The following is a 19,458-nucleotide window of genomic DNA, read 5'->3' on the forward strand; positions in this document are numbered from 1 at the left end:
ATGCCGTGCTCAGATCACTCTCCGTCTGGGGATACTCACAACATGTCTGCCGAGTACGCCACCTTCGGCCTGGCACCGGCGATGCGTGCCGGTGGGGTCCTCGCCAACGGTGACTACCAAATACACCGGGACTTCGTCGACTTCATCGTGGACGGACGCCCGCTGCTGTTCCAGCTCTCCGACCTCGACGCGGTGTCCCCGCTCGCCTCCGACGTACCACCCGCGATCTTCACCGCGCAGGTGCGCAGCCTCCTCCTGGAGGCCGACGCCCCGCTGGAGGAGGGCAGGTACGTCATCTACGGCTGTCCCGAGTGCGAGGGCATCGAGTGCGGTGCCGTCACCGCGCTCATCGAAAGAGAGGGCGACGACTATGTCTGGCGCGACTTCGCCTGGCAGACCGGCGAACGGGCCGACCTGGAACGCAACGGCTACCACGGCATAGGGCCGTTCCGTTTCCAGGGCGCCGAGTACCGCAGCGCGCTGAGCTCGCTGCTCGACGGCGACGCGGGCCCCCGCCGCCGCGTCCTGCTGATCGGCGCCCGGGTCGCCCTCCTCGCGAAGCTGGCCGCCGCTCTGCGCGTCATCGGCGTCGGCGCCGACATCGCCTACGACGCCACGGGGGTCCCGGCCGACGAACTGCGCGCCTACGGGGCAGTGGTGTTCGGCCGGGCCGTCCCCGAGGCGGAACGGGCCGCCGTACGGGAGTCCTTCCGCGACGCGGGCGTCGACGTGGCCCACGTCGAGGGCCTCGCCCCGATCGTTCCGCTGCTGGTCGCCCAGATCGAGCACGCCCTGGCCCGCGGCCCGCGGGAACTGCGCCGGCTCACCCGGCTGGTCGCCGCCGACGGGGAGGCCGGAGTCGAGGTCACCTCCGCCTGCCGGGTCCAGCTGACCGCGTACCGGCTGGACCGCCTCTCGCGCGTGCACGCGTACGACGTGTTCGACGGAATCCTGGAGCCCGGCCGACACCGGATCCCGCTGGAGGCACGGACGGTGAAGGGGGAGTCGTTCATCGTGGCGCGGACGACCGGGAGCGTACTGGTGGAACCGATGACCCACTGACCGGCGGCCCGGACAGTCCGCCCCGTGACTGTCGGCCCGTGACCGTCGCCCTTGCGGCCGTCGGGGCCCCGCTGTCCGGTGGCCCTCAGACCGGGCTCTCCGGTGCCCGGGACCGCCCGCCCGGGGCCCGGCGGTCCGAGAATCCGTCTACCTGGTGGGCCAGGAGGCCGTGGGCGGGTGGTCACGGGGCCATGGACCTGGCGGGCCGGGGGCCGTGGGCGTGGGGGCACAGGGATCCTGGGCCCCAGAGATCGGCGGCGCGGAGCGATCCCGCGGGCCGTTAAAATCGGCTCCCTGATGACTGCCACTCTCGTCGCCAAGAATCTCACCGCCGGACACGGCGACCGCGCGCTCTTCGCCGGACTCGACCTCGTCGTCGCCCCCGGCGACGTGATCGGGCTCGTCGGCGCCAACGGCGCGGGCAAGTCCACGCTGCTGCGGCTGCTCGCCGGCCTCCTGGCCCCGGAGGAGGGCGAGCTGCGGCTCTCCCCGCCGTCAGCGACCGTCGGGCACCTGCCGCAGGAGCCCGAGCGCCGGGAGGGCGAGACCGTACGCGACTTCCTCGCGCGCCGTACGGGCGTCGACGAGGCCCAGCGGGCGATGGACGAGGCCACGCAGGCGCTCGTCGACGGAGCGCCCGGCGCGGACGACGCCTACGCGACGAGCCTGGAGCGCTGGCTCGACCTCGGCGGCGCCGACCTCGACGAACGCGCCGAGGAGGTCGCCGACTCCCTGGGGCTCGGGGTCGGTCTCGACCAGCCGATGATGTCCCTGTCCGGTGGCCAGGCGGCCCGAGCCGGACTCGCCTCCCTCCTCCTCTCCCGCTACGACGTCTTCCTGCTCGACGAGCCGACGAACGACCTCGACCTCGACGGTCTGGAGCGCCTCGAACGCTTTGTCTCCGGCCTGCGCGCCGGGACCGTCGTCGTCAGCCACGACCGCGAGTTCCTCACCCGCACGGTCACCAAGGTCCTCGAACTCGACCTGGCGCAGCAGCAGATCACGCTGTACGGCGGCGGCTACGAGGCCTACCTCGAAGAGCGTGACACCGCCCGCCGGCACGCCCGCGACGACTTCGAGGAATACGCCGACAAGCGCTCCGCCCTCGAAGGCCGGGCCCAGATGCAGCGCTCCTGGATGGACAAGGGCGTCAAGAACGCGCGGCGCAAGGCGAACAACGACAACGACAAGATCGGCCGCAAGTTCCGCAGCGAGGCCAGCGAGAAGCAGGCCTCGAAGGCCCGGCAGACGCAGCGCATGATCGAGCGGCTGGACGTCGTCGAGGAGCCGCGCAAGGAGTGGGATCTGCGCATGGAGATCGCGGCGGCCCCGCGATCGGGCGCGGTGGTCGCCACCCTGCGGGACGCGGAGCTGCGGCGCGGGGACTTCACCCTCGGTCCCGCGACGCTGCAGATCGACTGGGCGGACCGGGTGGCCGTCACCGGCGCGAACGGCGCCGGCAAGTCGACCCTGCTGGGCGCGCTGCTCGGCCGGATCCCACTGTCCTCCGGCCACGCCACGGTCGGCTCCGGCGTGATCGTCGGCGAGGTCGACCAGGCCCGCAAGCTCTTCCACGGCTCCGAGTCACTGCTGGACGCGTTCTGCGCGGCCGTCCCGGACACGGAACCCGCCGAAGTCCGCACGCTGCTGGCCAAGTTCGGCCTGAAGGCGGACCACGTCCTGCGCCCGGCGGCCACCCTCTCCCCGGGAGAACGCACCCGCTCGGCCCTGGCTCTGCTCCAGGGCCGGGGCGTCAACCTGCTGGTCCTGGACGAGCCGACCAACCACCTCGACCTCCCGGCCATCGAGCAGCTGGAATCGGCCATGGACTCCTACGAGGGCACGCTCCTGCTGGTCACCCACGACCGCCGCATGCTGGACGCGGTCCGCACGACCCGCCGCCTGGAGGTGGCGGACGGCAAGGTCACGGAGCGCTGAGCCCGGACCGAAGCACTCACCGCCCGGCGCGCGGCACGGGCGGAGACCGATGCGCGGGGCACACCGAGCCCGGATCGCGGAACCCGAGCCCGGACCGCGGAACCTTGAGCCCGGACCACGGAACCCGAGCCCGGACCGCGGAACCTTGAGACCGGACCGCGGAGGGGGCGGCTGCCGATGACGGCGGCCGCCCCCTCCGTGTGTCAGCCCCGGCCTCGCTTGGGGTCGGTCAGGCCCGCGCGCCGCAGGGCGTCGGCCATCGCGCTGTTCGCCGGCGGCGGAGCCTGCCGGGAGCCGCCCCCCGCACCGCCGCCCCCTGTACCGCCTGCGCGGCCGCCCTGCCGCTGTCCACGCTGCTGAGGTGGCCGACCGCCCCGCTCGGGACGACCGCCGCCCTCGGCGGCCTGGGCCGCCGCCTCGTCGTCCAGCCGGAGCGTCAGCGAGATCCGCTTGCGCGGGATGTCGATCTCCAGGACCTTCACCTTGACGATGTCGCCGGGCTTCACGACGTCGCGCGGGTCCTTGACGAAGGTCTTGGACATCGCGGAGACGTGCACGAGCCCGTCCTGGTGGACGCCGACGTCCACGAAGGCGCCGAACGCGGCCACGTTCGTGACGACCCCCTCCAGGACCATCCCGGACGCCAGGTCGGAGATCTTCTCGACGCCGTCCTTGAAGGTGGCGGTCTTGAAGGCGGGCCGCGGGTCGCGCCCCGGCTTCTCCAGCTCCCGGAGGATGTCCGTGACGGTCGGCAGACCGAAGGTCTCGTCGACGAAGTCGGCCGGCCTCAGCGAGCGCAGCACACCCGTGTTGCCGATCAGCGACGCGACCTCGTCGCCCGCCGTCTTCACCATCCGCCGCACCACGGGGTACGCCTCGGGGTGCACGCTGGACGCGTCCAGCGGGTCGTCCCCGCCCCGGATCCGCAGGAATCCCGCGCACTGCTCGTACGCCTTGGGGCCGAGCCGGGCCACGCTCTTGAGAGCCTTGCGGGAGGTGAAGGGACCGTTGGCGTCGCGGTGCGCCACGATGTTCTCCGCGAGGCCGGAGGTGATGCCGGAGACCCGGGAGAGCAGCGGGGCGGAGGCGGTGTTCACGTCCACGCCCACGCCGTTCACACAGTCCTCGACCACCGCGTCCAGCGACCGCGACAGCTTCACCTCGGACAGGTCGTGCTGGTACTGCCCGACACCGATCGACTTCGGGTCGATCTTCACCAGCTCGGCCAGCGGATCCTGGAGCCGGCGCGCGATGGAGACGGCGCCGCGCAGCGACACGTCCATCTCGGGCAGCTCCTGGGAGGCGAACGCGGACGCCGAGTACACCGACGCCCCGGCCTCCGACACCATCACCTTGGTGACATTCAGCTCCGGGTGCCTGGTGATGAGTTCACCGGCGAGCTTGTCGGTCTCGCGCGAAGCCGTGCCGTTGCCGATCGCGATCAGCTCGACCGCGTGCTCCTTGGCGAGCCGGGCGAGCTTGGCGATGGCCTCGTCCCACTTGTTGGCCGGGACGTGCGGGTAGATCACGTCCGTCGCCACGACCTTGCCGGTCGCGTCGACGACGGCGACCTTCACGCCCGTACGGAAACCCGGGTCCAGGCCCAGCGTGGCGCGAGTGCCCGCCGGGGCGGCGAGCAGCAGGTCCCGCAGGTTGGCCGCGAAGACGTTCACCGCCTCGTCCTCGGCGGCGGTGCGCAGCCTGAGGCGCACGTCGATGCCGAGGTGCACGAGAATGCGGGTGCGCCAGGCCCAACGGGCGGTGTCCGTCAGCCACTTGTCGCCAGGACGGCCGCGGTCGGCGATCCCGAAACGGTGGGCGACGATCCCCTCGTACGAGGAAGGCCCCTCGGTGGGCTCCTCGGGTTCCAGGACGAGATCGAGGACGTCCTCCTTCTCGCCGCGCAGCATGGCCAGGATCCGGTGCGAGGGCAGCTGCTTGAAGGGCTCGGCGAAGTCGAAGTAGTCGGCGAATTTGGCACCCGCCTCCTCCTTGCCCTCCCGCACCTTGGCGGCGAGCCGTCCGCGCACCCACATGCGCTCGCGCAGCTCGCCGATCAGGTCGGCGTCCTCGGAGAAGCGCTCGGTGAGGATCGACCGGGCGCCGTCCAGGGCGGCCTGCGGGTCGGCGACGCCCTTGTCGGCGTCGACGAAGGCCGCCGCCGCGGCGAGCGGGTCGACCGACGGATCGCCGAGCAGGCCCTCGGCCAGCGGCTCAAGACCCGCCTCGCGCGCGATCTGCGCCTTGGTGCGCCGCTTGGGCTTGAACGGCAGGTAGATGTCCTCAAGGCGCGCCTTCGTCTCGGCGGCCCTGATCTGCGCCTCGACATCGGCGCTGAGCTTGCCCTGCTCGCGCACCGAGTCGAGGATCGCGGCGCGCCGGTCCTCCAGTTCCCGCAGATAGCGCAGCCGCTCCTCGAGGGTGCGCAGCTGCGCATCGTCGAGCATCTCGGTCGCTTCCTTGCGGTAGCGGGCGATGAAGGGCACCGTCGAACCGCCGTCGAGCAAGTCGACGGCGGCCTTGACCTGCCGCTCCCGTACGCCGAGCTCCTCGGCGATCCTGCCTTCGATGGACCCTACGAGGGGTGTCGTCACGATCCCGTACCGCCTTCTCCACTGAGGTTGCGCGGCAATTGTGGCAGGTGACACCGACAACGGGGGATCACGGCGGCACCCGGACGGGTCGCGCGCCGCGCGCCGGGACCGTTTCGTCTCCCGGAGGGGGAGCCGGGAGACGCCGGGAGACGTCGGGGCACCTCGGGCCCCGCCGGTCATTCCTTGCCGATCATTCCCTCCGGGAACGCGCCGGCGGCGAACGCCGTCATCAGCAGGCCCTTCGCGATCTCGGTGAGCCGCTCCACCCCGGCGGTTCCCAGGTGCTCGTAGGGGGCACGGTCGAGGCGGTCCGTCCGGGCCTCGATGTCCTGGCGCAGGGCCGCACCTGCCGGCGTCAACTCGCCCTCCGTGTCGAGCAACCCGCGCTCCCGCAGCCGCCCGGACGCGGCCTCCCAGTCCTGCCGGGACCAGCCGCGCGTACCCAGCACCCATCGGGGAGCCATGCCCTTGCCGGTGGCGGTGTGGCTCACCAGGGCCTCCACCGGGTCGAGCTCAGCGTCGAGCAGCACCGCGAGGTGACCGTCGCCCCGGTGCTCACGCAGCAGGGTGGCCGCGTGCCAGAGCGCCAGGTGCGGCGCCTCGGGCACGGGGAGGTCCGCGTGCGCGGCGTAGAGCGGGCGGGCGGTCCGGCCGCAGGCCTCGGCCGCGCGCAGGGCGAGCTCCGCGGCCTCGGCCACGTCCTTGGAGACGATGACGTCCTCGCCGAGCAGCCGCCTGAGCGTCGCGTCCACGGCACGCACGCGTGCCGCGAGGACCGCCTCCGGGGAGGCCGTCCGCCACACCGCGGGCACATGCTCGGCCACCAGCTCGTGCCGGAAGTTGAAGAACGTCGCCGTCACCACGCCCGCGCCGACCGCGCCCATCGCGGCGGCCCGCGCCGCGAGGTACCCGGCCCGTTCGTCCTCGATACCGACCGCGGCCAGCTCGCGCCGCAGCTCGGGCGAGAAGTAGTGCGTCGAGTGCAGCGGGTTGAGGACGTTGTGGCAGCGGCGCCCGGCGCGCTCCGGCAGGGGAGGAGTCATGCCCCGCACATTACCGACTGGTTGGTATGTCGTGAACAGTGAGGCCCGTCATGGCAGGAAAGGCGGGGTCCACGTCATTGCGGCCATGAGCGGGCCGGTCGAGAATCGAGGCATGCGAACGGTCCTGATCGTCCTCTTCGACGGCGTGCAGAGCCTCGACGTCACCGGCCCCCTGGAGGTGTTCGCGGGCGCCGAGACCTACCGCGGCGGCTCGTACCGCATCAGCACGGCCTCGCTGGACGGCGCCCCGGTGCGCTCCTCCAGCGGCCTCGTCCTGGTCCCGGACCGGACGCTCGCCGACGTGCCCGACCCGCACACCCTGCTGGTTCCCGGCGGCCGCGGCACCCGGCGCCCGGACCCCCGCCTGATCGGCTGGCTGCGCGCCCACGGTCCGCGCGCCGAGCGTCTGGTCTCGGTCTGCACCGGCGCCGGACTGCTCGCGGCGGCGGGCCTTCTCGACGGCCGCCGCGCCACGACCCACTGGGCGTACTGCGACCAGCTCGCCCACGACCACCCGGCGGTCACGGTCGACCCGGACCCGATCTACGTACGCGACGGCCACGTGGCCACCTCGGCGGGCGTCACCTCCGGCATCGACCTGGCCCTGGCCCTCGTCGAGGAGGATCTGGACCGCGAGGCCGCCCTCACCATCGCCCGTCACCTCGTCGTCTTCCTCCGGCGCCCCGGCAACCAGGCCCAGTTCAGTGCCCAGCTCGCCGCCCAGACAGCGCGACGCGAGCCGCTGCGCGAGGTCCAGCAGTGGATATCCGAGCACCCGGGCGACGACCTGAGCGTCGAGTCGCTCGCCGCCCGCGCCCGTCTCTCGCCCCGCCACTTCGCCCGCGCTTTCCGGACCGAGACGGGTACGACGCCCGGCCGGTACGTCGAGCGGGTCCGTCTCGAACACGCCCGCCGTCTGCTGGAGGACTCCGCCGACGGCATCGAGGAGGTCTCCCGCGCCTGCGGCTACGGCACGCCCGAGGCCATGCGCCGTACCTTCGTGAAGATCCTCGGCTCGGCACCCGCCGAGTACCGCCGCCGCTTCCGGCCGGCCCCCATGAGCTGACGCCGACCCCATGGGCAGACGCCGGCCCGCATTGGCTGACGCCGGTCCCATCGGCAGACGCCGGCCTGCAGGGCGGACGCCAGCCCGCGTGGGCAGACGCCGGCTCCCTCGGGCCGGCGCCGACCGCCACGGGCCGAACCCTGCTCCCCTCGGGCTGAACCCAGCTCATACGGGTCGGCACGGGCCCTCTCCCCGTCCGCCGCGACTCCCGCGCCCACCCACCCACTCACTCAGGGGCCCGCACGAGACCCCTCGTCGAAAGGAACCCGATGCAGATCGCCATCGTCCTCTACGACCGCTTCACCGCCCTGGACGCCGTGGGCCCGTACGAGACCCTCGGCCGCCTGCCCGACGCGGACACCGTCTTCGTCGCCGAGCGCACCGGCCCGGTCCGTTCCGACACCGGCCGGCTCGCGCTGACCGCGGACCGGAGCCTCGCGGAGGTGCCGAACCCGGACATCGTGGTGGTACCGGGAGGGCCGGGCCAGAGCGAGCAGATGGACAACCGGGTCCTCCTCGACTGGCTGCGGGCCGCCGACGGCACCAGTGTCTGGACGACCTCGGTGTGCACCGGCTCCCTGCTGCTCGCCGCCGCGGGGCTCCTGGACGGCCGCCGGGCCACCTCCCACTGGCTGGCCCTCGACCAGCTGGAGCGGTTCGGCGCCGAGCCGACGGCGGAGCGGGTCGTGTTCGACGGCAAGTACGTGACCGCGGCCGGTGTCTCCTCCGGCATCGACATGGGGCTCACCCTGCTCGGCCGGATCGCCGGGGACGAACACGCCCAGGCCGTCCAGCTGCTGACCGAGTACGACCCGCAGCCGCCCTACGACGCCGGGTCCCCGCAGAAGGCGCCCGCGCACCTGGTCGAGGAGTTCCGGAGCAAGAGCCGTTTCCTTCTGACGTAGCCGTAGCCGTAGCCGTAGCCGTAGCCGTAGCCGTAGCCGTAGATGCAGAGGCAGCCGCAGCCGCTCAGGCCGCCGGTCTCATGCGCCCTGCACGGCCGACGCGACCTCACGGGGTCCAGGTGAAGTGCGGCTGCCTGCGCTCCAGGAAGGCGGCGACCCCCTCCTCGGTGTCGCCGCCGCCGCGCGCCTGTTCCACCCAGTACGCGTCACGGTCGGTGCGCCCGTTCGCGAACTCCTTCGCCGCCGCCTGCGTCAGCAGGGAGCGCGCGGCCAGGACGCGGGTGAACTCCGCGACCCGCTTGTCGAGTTGGCCCTCGGGCAGCACCTCGTCCACCAGGCCCGTGCGCAGGGCGCGCTCGGTGTCGATCAACTCGCCGGAGAAGAGCAGATACTTGGCGGTGGACGGACCCACCAGTGCGGCCAACCGCCGCGTGGAGGAGGACGGATAGACGATCCCGAGCTTCGCGGGAGTCACCCCGAACAGCGACCCCTCCTGTGCGAACCGCAGATCGCAGGCGGCCGCGAGCTGGGACCCGCCGCCCACGCAGTAGCCGCGAATCGCGGCCAGCGTCGGCTTGGGGAACGCCGCGAGGGCGTCCTCGGCGCGCACGGCGAGGCCCTGAGCCTCGTCTGAAGAGCCCCGCAGCGTCGAGATGTCGGCTCCGGCGCAGAACGTCCCGCCCTCACCGGTGAGCACCAGGGCGTGCACATCGGCGCGCACGGCCAGCTCGTCCAGCAGCGGCGGCAGCGCTCGCCACATCCCCGTCGTCATGGCGTTCCGCTTGGCGGGGTGATGAATGACGACGGTGGCGACTCCGTCGCCGACGTGGTGCAAAAGCTGCGGCTCCATACGCCGGATGCTATCTGCACCCGCCGACCGGATGATCAGGCCGGGCATGGCACGAGGAGGTGCGGATCGTCCCATATCGGACCCTTTCGTGGGCGACGGAGTCGAGGGGAACGAATCGGGTCACCTGAGGGGCAAACCCGTACAACCCGAAGAGTTTCCGAAGTCGCCACAAGGGGGGCAGGAACTGTCGCAGAATAGACCGGGTCATGCGCGGACGATCAGAAACCATCGATAATTGCTGACTTCTGTTCAGTCATCCGGTACGGACCAGCGCATTACCAACACTCGACATGTGGTGACAATCGAGCGCAAGGGTGGCGACCGGACGATGGAGAACCTCGGGCGGGGGTCCGACCCGAGCCCTGAAGGCGGCGGCGCGACTCCCGGCGTCAGATCGCCGGGACCGCTGCCGTACGAAGGGGTGTGGCGGTTCACCGCTCCCGCGGTCGACGCCTCGGTGCCGCAGGCGCGGCACGCCGTCCGTGATCTGCTGGTCCGCCAGGGGGTACCCGTCTCGGACGATCTCGTTCATGGATTGCTGTTGATCGTCTCCGAACTGGTCACGAACGCCGTCAAGCACGCGGCACTTCTGTCGCCGGTGCTCGCGGTGGAGGTCGCGGTCGGCGCCGAGTGGGTGCGCGTGTCCGTCGAGGACAACCACCCCTACCGTCCGACCGCCCTGGAGGCCGACCACGGGCAGACCGGGGGCCGGGGCCTGCTGCTGGTGAGTGAGGTCACCCGGGAGTTCGGCGGAGTGTGCGACGTCGAGCACACCGCGAGCGGCGGCAAGGTGATCTGGGCCGCCCTGCCGCTCGCTCCAGGCGTGTAGGAGGACCGGCTACCAGCCCGCGGACGGGCCCGTCAGCTCCCGGATCGCCGGACGGGCCGCGTCCAGCACCGTCATGAACCACGCCGAGAAGGGATCTTTGGCGTGCCGCTCCGCCAGCTCGGCGGCGGTCACGAAGGCCGTCGAGCCGACCTCCTCCGCGTCGGGCCGCAGCACCGACTGAACCATCCCGACGAAGAGGTGGTTGTACTCCTGCTCCACCAGGCCCGAGTCGGGGTCCGGGTGGTTGTAACGGACCGTGCCCGCCTCGGCGAGCAGGGTCGGCGACACCCCGAGCTCCTCGTACGTCCGCCGGGCCGCCGCGGCGAAGGGTGCCTCGCCCGGGTAGGGGTGGCCGCAGCAGGTGTTCGACCAGACGCCGGGGGAGTGGTACTTGCCGAGGGCGCGCTGCTGCAACAGCAGCCGGCCCTGTTCGTCGAAGAGGAACACCGAGAACGCTCTGTGCAACTGGCCCGGGGCCTGATGAGCCGCGAGCTTCTCGGCCGTACCGATCGTGTTGCCGTCCTCGTCGACCAGTTCCAGCAAGATCGCTTCAACGGTGCCGTTCGACGAACTGTGCGTCGCGGTGGCAGGTGTGATCGGCATACCCATCCTTCGCATCGGTCTTCAAGCCCCAAGTCTGCCGTACGAAACCGGCACTCCCGGCACTTCGCGGCTCCCGCATGTCCCGCCCGGGGGAGCCCCGAGCGGGACGTACGGCCGACGTGGGTCAGACGCCGAAAGCGGCCGGATACCTGAGGGTGCCCGGTGTCACCGACAAGGAATCGTCGAGGACCAGGGCCATCAGGTGTTCGGAGGGCACGTCGAATCCGGGCCGGATGCCGTAGGCGGCGGCGGGCCCGAAGCCGAACCTCGGGTAGTACCCGGGATGCCCGAGTACGAGGACGAGTCGCTCACCCCGCGCGCGTGCCGCCTCCAGCACCGTGCGTACGACAGCCGATCCGGCGCCCCGGCGCTGCCGGTCCGGCCGGACGGCGACCGGCGCCAGCGCGGCCGCCGGGGCGTCGTCGACATGACAGCGAGTGATCAGGGCGTACGCCGCGATCGTGCCGTCCGGCGCCTCGGCGACGTACGACAGGCCGGGCAGCCATGCCTTTGCGTCGGTGCGCAGCGCGTCCACCAGATCGGCTTCCTCCGCCCGGCCGAAGGCGGCGGCGGTCACCGCGTACACCTCGCCGACGTCGGCAGAGGTCTCCAGGCGGGTGCGCCAGGCAGCGGTGGGTTCGGTGTGTCGGGTGTTTTCGATGGGGTCGGTCAACGTGGAAACCCTTGGATGAGGGGCCCGGCCGACGCGTCGGTGACCGGCGGGTCAGCCCCGGGCCCGGGAAACGGGGACGACGATGTCGCTGCACGGGGCAGCGCCGAACGCGACCGTCATCAACCCACCTCCTGGGATCGCCGGCCACGCTAGCAGGGAGCGCCCCGGTGCCGCCTCCGGATTACGGGCGACCACTCGGCCGCCGGTCCCGGGGCACCGCGGCCGGCACGGGCCGGACGTCAGTGGCAGAGCTTCGCCTCGTGTTCCGCGTGTCCGCTCGGCTCCAGCTGGAACGTGCAGTGCTCGACGTCGAAGTGGACGCCCAGGCAGCCCTGGAGTTCGTGGAGGATCTTCTCGTGGCCGATCGCGTTCAGGATGTCCGAGCTGACGACCACGTGCGCGGACAGGACCGGCATGCCGGACGTGATGGTCCAGGCGTGCAGGTCGTGGATGTCCTCCACACCGTCGAGGGCCAGGATGTGGGCGCGAACCTCGGCCATGTCGACCCCCTTGGGCGCCGCCTCCAGGAGCACGTCGAGCGTCTCCTGGAGCAGTCTCCAGGTGCGCGGGACGATCATCAGGGCGATGGCGATCGAGGCGATCGGGTCCGCGGCCTGCCAGCCGGTGGTCATGATCACCACCGCGGCGATGATGACCGCCAGCGAGCCCAGCGCGTCCGCCGCCACCTCCAGGAAGGCGCCGCGGACGTTCAGGCTGTCCTTCTGCCCGCGCATCAAGAGCGTCAGCGAGATGGTGTTGGCGACCAGACCGATCACACCGAACACGATGGTCAGCCCGCCCCGGGTGTCCGCGGGCGTCACGAAGCGCTGGATCGCCTCGACGAGGACATAGCCGCCGACCACGAGCAGCAGCAGACAGTTGGCGAGCGCGGCGAGGATCTCGGCCCGCGCGTAGCCGAAGGTGCGCTTCTCGCTCGGCGGGCGCGCCGCAAAGTGGATCGCGAGCAGGGCCATGCCAAGACCCAGCGCGTCCGTCGCCATATGTGCCGCGTCCGCGACGAGCGCGAGCGAATCGGCGAGGAGACCGCCGAAGATCTCGACGACCACGACGGTGAGCGTGATCGCCAGCGCGACACGCAGCCTCCCGCGGTACGCGGCCGCCGCCGTACCGGTCGGGGGAGCGCCGTGCGCGTGCCCGTGGTCGTGCCCAGCCCCCATGAAAGCCGCCTCCCGTTTTCTGCTCGGTCGTCACAGTGAACTACGGGCGGAGGGTACCGGGCAACGCGGCACTGAACACCGTTGTCATATGCTCTGACCTGCGGAAACGATGCGCAGGTCAGAGCATCCGCCACGATCAGGCGGGCATGGCCTCCGGATGGTGCAGCAGCCAGCCCCGCCAGGCCGACTCCACCATCTCGCGCACCTCGCGCCGTGCTCCCCAGCCCAGCTGTTCGGCGGCCACGGCCGCCGACGCGACCGCGCGCGGGGCGTCGCCCGGGCGGCGCGGCTCGACGAGCGGCTGCCGGGTGTTCCCGGTGACGTCGGCGACGAGTGCCAGGAGCTCCCGCACGGAGACCCCTTCGCCGCGGCCGATGTTGACCGTGAGGTCACCACTCGCACCGTCGGCCAGCCGCCGGGCCGCCGTGAGATGCGCCTCGGCGAGGTCGGCGACATGGATGTAGTCGCGTACGCAGGTGCCGTCCGGCGTCGGGTAGTCGTCGCCGAAGATCCGCGGGGCCTCGTCGCGGGTGAGCCGGTCGAACACCATCGGGATGATGTTGAAGACTCCCGTGTCGGCGAGCTCCGGTGAGGCCGCGCCCGCCACGTTGAAGTAGCGCAGGCAGACGGTGGCGATGCCGTGCGCCCGGCCCGCGGCCCGCACCAGCCACTCGCCGGCGAGCTTCGTCTCGCCGTAGGGGCTCATCGGGGCACAGGGAGTGCGCTCCGTGATGAGGTCCACATCGGGGTTGCCGTAGACGGCCGCCGACGACGAGAACACGAAGCGCTTGACGCCCGCCCCGGCGACCGCGTCGAGGAGGGTCGCGAGGCCGCCCACGTTCTCCTGGTAGTAGCGCGTCGGTTCGGCCACGGACTCGCCGACCTGCTTGCGCGCGGCGAGGTGCACGACACCCGTCACCGCGTGCTCCGCCAGGACCCGCTTGAGCAGATCCCCGTCCAGCGACGACCCCTGAACGAGCGGAATGCTCTCCGGAAGCCGGTTCGGTACCCCGGACGAGAGGTCGTCGAGGGCGACGACGCGCTCCCCGGCCTCCTCCATCGCCCGGGCCACGTGTGCCCCGATGTATCCGGCTCCGCCTGTGATCAGCCATGTCATGGACGACCACCCTATGCCGGTCCCGCGCGGCCTCCGACGGGCCCCGCCGCGGCGGGGTGCGGAGGGCGCCGTGCGGCATGCCGAGAATGCGCCGGTCTGTGAACCCGGGTTTGTGGCCAGGGCCCGGAATCCCCGATGATGATCGCGGTACCTGCAAGGCAAAACGGGTTGATCGGGCCATGAACGGGCGGTGAACGCCTGCTTCCCTTCATCGGATACCCTCTGCCGACATGCCGCCGGGGCCGCCGCCGCGGACCGGGGGCCATCCCATCACGCACACGCCAGGCGCCAGGCCGCGCCGGCACTCAGGGAGTGAGTTCGCTGCCGACCGCCATCCTCACCGGCCAGCCGGTCCCCGGATCGTCGCTCGAAGGCGATCTGCGGACCCTCGGCTTCGACGTGCGGCTCGCCTCCGACGCGGGGGAGACCGCGACGCTGCTCGCCGCCGTGCCCGCCCGTGACCGGGTCGCCGTCGTGGATGCCCGCTTCGTGGGCCATCCGCACGCCCTGCGCCTCGGCCTGACCGACCCCCGCTTCGCCGCGTCCGCGCTGCCCGGCGCCGTATGCGTGCAGCCCGAGGCCCGGCGGGCGCTGACCCGTGCCGTGGCCCAGGAGAGCGCGGCCGCGGGCAGCCTGGCCGTCGCCACGGAGAACCTCGCCGAGCGCCTCGCCGCCGCACTCGACGCGGACGGCCTCGCCGTGTACCGCCCGGAGCTCGGCAGCCTCGTCGCCGCCGTCCCCGCCGATCCGCAGGAGCGCAACGAGGTCCGGCAGGCCGTCTCGGTCGTCGACGACGAGGCCGTGCGGCTGCGCAGCGCGGTCAAGGCCCGCGACGGCTTCTTCACCACGTACTGCATCAGCCCGTACTCGCGCTACATCGCCCGCTGGTGCGCCCGCCGCGGCCTGACCCCGAACCAGGTCACCACCGCCTCGCTGATCACCGCGCTGATCGCCGCGGGCTGCGCCGCCACCGGCACCCGCGTCGGCTTCGTCGCGGCCGGGCTGCTGCTCATGTTCTCGTTCGTCCTGGACTGCACGGACGGACAGCTCGCCCGCTACTCCCTCCAGTACTCGACGCTCGGCGCCTGGCTGGACGCGACCTTCGACCGCGCCAAGGAGTACGCCTACTACGCCGGCCTCGCGCTCGGCGCGGCCCGCGGCGGCGACGACGTATGGGCGCTCGCCCTCGGCGCGATGATCCTCCAGACCTGCCGGCACGTCGTGGACTTCTCCTTCAACGAGGCGAACCACGACGCCACGGCCAACACCAGCCCCACCGCGGCCCTCTCGGACAAGCTCGACGGCGTCGGCTGGACGGTCTGGGTGCGCCGGATGATAGTCCTGCCCATCGGCGAACGATGGGCGATGATCGCCGTTCTCACCGCGCTGACGACCCCTCGTATCACCTTCTACGCGCTGCTCGCCGGCTGCGCGTTCGCGGCCACCTACACCACGGCGGGCCGGGTGCTGCGCTCGCTGACCCGCAAGGCGCGCCGCACGGACCGCGCCGCCCAGGCGCTCGCGGACCTCACCGACTCCGGCATGCTCGCCGAGTACCTGACCCGATACGCCGACCGCCTCCCGCGCATCGCCCCGGCCCTCGTCGCCCTGGCCGCCGGGGCGATCGTCGTGACCTCCGCCGCACTCGCCCCCTACGGCAGCTGGTGGCCCGTGCTGGGCGCCGTCGTCTACGTCCTGCTGTCGCCGGTCGCCCTGCTCAGGCCCCTGAAGGGCGCCCTCGACTGGCTGGTCCCGCCCTTCTTCCGCGCGGCCGAGTACCTCACCGTTCTGATGCTGGCGGTCAACGCCGACGTGAACGGAGCACTTCCGGCAGCTTTCGGCCTGGTGGCCGCAGTCGCCTACCATCACTACGACACGGTGTACCGCATCCGCGGCAACGCCGGAGCTCCCCCGCACTGGCTGGTGCGGGCGATCGGCGGGCACGAAGGCCGGACGTTGCTGGTCACCGTCCTGGCCGCGGTGCTCGCCGCCGCACAGTTCAAGGTCGCGCTCACGGTGTTCGCCGTGGCCGTTGCCCTTCTGGTGCTCGCCGAGAGCATCCGCTTCTGGGTGTCCACCGGGGCGCCCGCCGTACACGATGAAGGAGAACCCGCATGATCGGCCTCGTACTGGCTGCCGGCGCTGGACGGCGTCTGCGCCCCTACACGGACAGCCTCCCGAAGGCTCTCGTGCCGGTGGGCCCCGCGGGCGCGGAGGACTCCCTCACGGTCCTGGACCTGACCCTCGGCAACTTCGCCGAGATCGGCCTGACCGAAGTCGGCATCATCGTCGGCTACCGCAAGGAAGCCGTGTACGACCGCCAGGCGGCCCTTGAGGAGAAGTACGGCCTCAAGATCACCCTCATCGACAACGACAAGGCCGAGGAGTGGAACAACGCCTACTCCCTGTGGTGCGGTCGTGACGCCCTGAAGGACGGCGTGATACTCGCCAACGGCGACACCGTGCACCCGGTCTCCGTCGAGCGCACGCTGCTCGCCGCCCGCGGCGAGGGCAAGAAGATCATTCTCGCCCTCGACACGGTGAAGAAGCTCGCCGACGAGGAGATGAAGGTCGTCGTGGACCCCGAGAAGGGCGTCCAGAAGATCACCAAGCTCATGGACCCGTCCGAGGCCACCGGTGAGTACATCGGCGTGACCCTCATCGAGGGCGCCGCCGCCGACGAGCTGGCCGACGCCCTCAAGACGGTGTGGGAGACCGACCCGCAGCAGTTCTACGAGCACGGCTACCAGGAGCTCGTCAACCGCGGCTTCACGATCGACGTCGCGCCGATCGGCGACGTCAAGTGGGTCGAGATCGACAACCACGACGACCTCGCCAAGGGACGTGAGATCGCGTGCCAGTACTGACGAGGCTCATCCCCTCGCCGGTCGTCGTCGACATCCGTCCGGGTGCCCTGGACGACCTGGCGAGTGTGCTCAGCGATGAGCGCATCTCGCACTCGGGCAAGCTGGCCATCGCGGTCAGCAACGGCTCGGGCGCGAGGCTGCGCGAGCGGCTCGCCCCGGCGCTGCCGGGAGCCACCTGGTACGAGGTCGGCGGCGGCACGCTCGACGACGCGATCCGGCTGGCCGGCGACATGAAGTCCGGGCACTACGACGCCGTCGTCGGCCTCGGCGGCGGCAAGATCATCGACTGTGCGAAGTTCGCCGCGGCGCGGGTCGGGCTGCCGCTGGTCGCGGTGCCCACGAACCTCGCGCACGACGGTCTGTGCTCGCCGGTCGCGACGCTCGACAACGACGCGGGCCGCGGCTCGTACGGTGTGCCGAACCCCATCGCCGTGGTCATCGACCTCGACGTGATCCGTGAGGCGCCGGTCCGGTTCGTCCGGGCGGGCATCGGGGACGCGATCTCCAACATCAACGCGATCGCCGACTGGGAGCTGTCCAACCGGGTCAACGGCGAGAAGATCGACGGGCTGGCCGCCGCCATGGCGCGCCAGGCGGGCGAGGCCGTGCTTCGGCACCCCGGCGGTGTCGGCGACAACGACTTCCTCCAGGTTCTCGCGGAGGCGCTCGTCCTCACCGGTGTCGCGATGTCGATCTCGGGCGACTCACGCCCGGCCTCCGGCTCCTGCCACGAGATCAACCACGCCTTCGACCTCCTCTTCCCCCAGCGCGCGGCGAGCCACGGCGAGCAGTGCGGCCTGGGCGCGGCCTTCGCGATGTATCTGCGCGGGGCGCACGAGGAGGCGGCGTTCATGGCCGAGGTGCTGCACCGGCACGGACTGCCGGTACTGCCCGAGGAGATCGGCTTCACCGTGGACGAGTTCGTGCAGGTCGTGGAGTTCGCTCCGCGGACCCGGCCCGGCCGCTACACGATCCTCGAACATCTCGACCTGAAACCCCACCAGATCAAGGACATCTACTCCGACTATGCCAAGGCCATCGGTAGCTGAACTCCGCCCCGTCGTTCACCCCCCAGGGGTGAAGGACCGGCGCAGCGGTGAGCACTGGGCGGGACGCCTGTACATGCGAGAGATCTCGCTGCGCTGCGACCGCTACCTGGTGAACACCAGGATCACGCCCAACCAGCTCACGTACCTGATGACCCTGTGCGGCGTGCTCGCGGCCCCGGCACTGCTGGTGCCGGGGATCGCGGGCGCCGTGCTCGGCGTGGTGATGGTCCAGCTCTATCTGCTGCTCGACTGTGTCGACGGCGAGGTCGCGCGCTGGAAGAAGCAGTACTCGCTCGGCGGGGTCTACCTGGACCGCGTCGGGGCCTATCTGACCGACGCGGCCGTCCTCGTCGGCCTCGGTCTGCGCGCCGCCGACCTGTGGGGCACCGGAAGCGCCGACTGGCTGTGGGCCTTCCTCGGCACACTGGCCGCGCTCGGCGCGATCCTGATCAAGGCCGAGACCGATCTCGTCGGCGTCGCCCGCCACCAGGGCGGGCTGCCCCCGGTCAAGGAGTCCGCGTCCGAGCCCCGCTCCTCTGGCGTGGCGCTGGCCCGCAGGGCCGCCGCGGCCCTCAAGTTCCACCGGCTGGTCCTCGGCATCGAGGCGTCCCTGCTGATCCTGGTCCTCGCGATCGCGGACCAGATCAGGGGAGACCTGTTCTTCACCCGGCTCGGCACCGCGGTGCTCGCCGGCATCGCGGTCCTGCAGACCGTGCTGCACCTGGTGTCCATCCTCGCTTCGAGCAGGCTCAAGTGAGTACGGCGACGAAGGTCGGCGCGGTGATCATCACCATGGGCAACCGTCCCGACGAGCTCCGAGCCCTCCTCGACTCCGTCGCCAAGCAGGACGGCGACAGGGTCGAGGTGGTCGTGGTCGGCAACGGCTCACCCGTCCCGGACGTCCCCGCGGGCGTCCGCACGGTGGAACTGCCCGAGAACCTCGGCATCCCCGGCGGCCGCAACGTCGGCATAGAGGCCTTCGGCCCCGGCGGCACGGACGTGGACGTCCTCCTCTTCCTGGACGACGACGGCCTGCTGGCCCACCACGACACCGCCGAGCTGTGCCGCCGGGCCTTCGCCGACGACCCGGACCTCGGCATCATCAGCTTCCGCATCGCCGACCCCGAGACCGGCGAGACCCAACGCCGCCATGTCCCGAGGCTGCGCGCCGCCGACCCGATGCGCTCCTCGCGCGTCACCACGTTCCTCGGCGGCGCCAACGCGGTCCGTACGAGGGTCCTCGCCGAGGTCGGCGGGCTCCCGGACGCCTTCTTCTACGCGCACGAGGAGACCGACCTGGCCTGGCGGGCCCTCGACGCCGGCTGGATGATCGACTACCGCTCCGACATGGTGCTGTACCACCCCACGACCGCCCCCTCGCGGCACGCGGTCTACCACCGCATGGTGGCCCGCAACCGCGTCTGGCTCGCGCGCCGCAACCTCCCCGCCCCGCTGGTCCCGGTCTACCTCGGCGTCTGGATGCTCCTGACGCTGCTGCGCCGCCCTTCGCGAGCGGCCCTGCGGGCCTGGTTCGGCGGATTCAGGGAAGGCTGGACCAGTCCGTGCGGACCCCGGCGTCCCATGAAGTGGCGTACGGTATGGCGGCTGACTCGACTGGGCCGTCCACCTGTCATCTGACAAGCTCGATTCTGAGAGCATTCGGGCCGTACCCGGTCCCCGGCTC

Annotated in this window: 17 protein-coding genes; 10 read left to right on the top strand and 7 right to left on the bottom strand. The window is 71.7% G+C overall.

The features are described from left to right. Window positions 1-42: 42 nt before the first annotated feature. Together ABZX90_RS11710 and ABZX90_RS11715 are read left to right on the top strand one after the other, a co-directional pair. Window positions 43-1,062, top strand: coding sequence for an oxidoreductase (locus ABZX90_RS11710; protein WP_355203832.1), 1,020 nt, complete (start codon window positions 43-45; stop codon window positions 1,060-1,062). Between the two features lie 297 nt (window positions 1,063-1,359). Further along, window positions 1,360-3,000 (top strand): ABC-F family ATP-binding cassette domain-containing protein, encoded by a 1,641-nt coding sequence (locus ABZX90_RS11715; protein WP_355203835.1) that lies wholly within the window; start codon window positions 1,360-1,362, stop codon window positions 2,998-3,000. A 203-nt stretch (window positions 3,001-3,203) separates the two neighbouring features. Here the strand turns inward: ABZX90_RS11715 and ABZX90_RS11720 are convergent, their stop codons facing one another. Beyond that, window positions 3,204-5,594: a Tex family protein gene (locus tag ABZX90_RS11720; protein WP_355203838.1), complete on the bottom strand. Its 2,391-nt coding sequence runs from the start codon at window positions 5,592-5,594 to the stop codon at window positions 3,204-3,206. Window positions 5,595-5,770: 176 nt separating this feature from the next. Next, window positions 5,771-6,637, bottom strand: coding sequence for a hypothetical protein (locus ABZX90_RS11725; RefSeq protein WP_355203841.1), 867 nt, complete (start codon window positions 6,635-6,637; stop codon window positions 5,771-5,773). 112 nt (window positions 6,638-6,749) lie between these two features. Between ABZX90_RS11725 and ABZX90_RS11730 the strand changes: the two genes are divergently transcribed. Then, window positions 6,750-7,703 (top strand): GlxA family transcriptional regulator, encoded by a 954-nt coding sequence (locus tag ABZX90_RS11730; RefSeq protein ID WP_355203844.1) that lies wholly within the window; start codon window positions 6,750-6,752, stop codon window positions 7,701-7,703. A gap of 269 nt (window positions 7,704-7,972) precedes the next feature. After that, the gene (locus tag ABZX90_RS11735) at window positions 7,973-8,608 is read left to right on the top strand and encodes a DJ-1/PfpI family protein (RefSeq protein WP_355203847.1); all 636 of its coding nucleotides are present in this window, start codon (window positions 7,973-7,975) and stop codon (window positions 8,606-8,608) included. A gap of 106 nt (window positions 8,609-8,714) precedes the next feature. Here ABZX90_RS11735 and ABZX90_RS11740 read toward each other — a convergent pair whose 3' ends face one another. Continuing rightward, window positions 8,715-9,458, bottom strand: a complete 744-nt coding sequence (locus tag ABZX90_RS11740) for an enoyl-CoA hydratase-related protein (RefSeq protein ID WP_355203850.1) — start codon at window positions 9,456-9,458, stop codon at window positions 8,715-8,717. Window positions 9,459-9,786: 328 nt separating this feature from the next. Here ABZX90_RS11740 and ABZX90_RS11745 point away from each other — a divergent pair, with 328 nt between their 5' ends. Then, window positions 9,787-10,287 (top strand): ATP-binding protein, encoded by a 501-nt coding sequence (locus ABZX90_RS11745; RefSeq protein ID WP_355204165.1) that lies wholly within the window; start codon window positions 9,787-9,789, stop codon window positions 10,285-10,287. 9 nt (window positions 10,288-10,296) lie between these two features. Here the strand turns inward: ABZX90_RS11745 and idi are convergent, their stop codons facing one another. From idi to galE, 4 genes are all read right to left on the bottom strand, one after another. Then, on the bottom strand, window positions 10,297-10,890 hold the full coding sequence (idi, locus tag ABZX90_RS11750) for an isopentenyl-diphosphate Delta-isomerase (RefSeq protein WP_351119324.1): 594 nt from the start codon (window positions 10,888-10,890) through the stop codon (window positions 10,297-10,299). Window positions 10,891-11,014: 124 nt separating this feature from the next. Continuing rightward, on the bottom strand, window positions 11,015-11,563 hold the full coding sequence (locus ABZX90_RS11755) for an N-acetyltransferase (RefSeq protein ID WP_351119325.1): 549 nt from the start codon (window positions 11,561-11,563) through the stop codon (window positions 11,015-11,017). 239 nt (window positions 11,564-11,802) lie between these two features. After that, window positions 11,803-12,741, bottom strand: coding sequence for a cation diffusion facilitator family transporter (locus tag ABZX90_RS11760; RefSeq protein ID WP_355203854.1), 939 nt, complete (start codon window positions 12,739-12,741; stop codon window positions 11,803-11,805). Between the two features lie 136 nt (window positions 12,742-12,877). Beyond that, on the bottom strand, window positions 12,878-13,858 hold the full coding sequence (gene galE, locus ABZX90_RS11765) for a UDP-glucose 4-epimerase GalE (protein WP_355203857.1): 981 nt from the start codon (window positions 13,856-13,858) through the stop codon (window positions 12,878-12,880). A gap of 321 nt (window positions 13,859-14,179) precedes the next feature. On the opposite strand from galE, the gene ABZX90_RS11770 reads away from it, so the two are divergent. Genes ABZX90_RS11770 through ABZX90_RS11790 form a run of 5 tightly spaced genes read left to right on the top strand, consistent with a single transcriptional unit; the run spans window position 14,180 to window position 19,412 of the window. Further along, window positions 14,180-15,976, top strand: coding sequence for a DUF5941 domain-containing protein (locus ABZX90_RS11770; protein ID WP_355204168.1), 1,797 nt, complete (start codon window positions 14,180-14,182; stop codon window positions 15,974-15,976). Next, the gene (locus tag ABZX90_RS11775) at window positions 15,973-16,725 is read left to right on the top strand and encodes a phosphocholine cytidylyltransferase family protein (RefSeq protein ID WP_355203860.1); all 753 of its coding nucleotides are present in this window, start codon (window positions 15,973-15,975) and stop codon (window positions 16,723-16,725) included. The genes ABZX90_RS11770 and ABZX90_RS11775 overlap by 4 nt, the downstream gene beginning before the upstream one ends. Further along, on the top strand, window positions 16,713-17,774 hold the full coding sequence (locus tag ABZX90_RS11780; RefSeq protein ID WP_355203863.1) for an iron-containing alcohol dehydrogenase family protein: 1,062 nt from the start codon (window positions 16,713-16,715) through the stop codon (window positions 17,772-17,774). Before ABZX90_RS11775 ends, ABZX90_RS11780 begins: the two co-directional genes overlap by 13 nt. Continuing rightward, a complete protein-coding gene (locus ABZX90_RS11785; RefSeq protein WP_351119332.1) occupies window positions 17,752-18,531 on the top strand; it encodes a CDP-alcohol phosphatidyltransferase family protein in 780 nt (259 codons plus the stop codon). The genes ABZX90_RS11780 and ABZX90_RS11785 overlap by 23 nt, the downstream gene beginning before the upstream one ends. Further along, window positions 18,528-19,412, top strand: coding sequence for a glycosyltransferase (locus ABZX90_RS11790; RefSeq protein WP_351119333.1), 885 nt, complete (start codon window positions 18,528-18,530; stop codon window positions 19,410-19,412). The genes ABZX90_RS11785 and ABZX90_RS11790 overlap by 4 nt, the downstream gene beginning before the upstream one ends. Window positions 19,413-19,458: the final 46 nt, after the last annotated feature.

This window comes from Streptomyces sp. NPDC002935, assembly GCF_040611295.1.
In the GTDB taxonomy this organism is placed as follows: Bacteria; Actinomycetota; Actinomycetes; order Streptomycetales; family Streptomycetaceae; genus Streptomyces.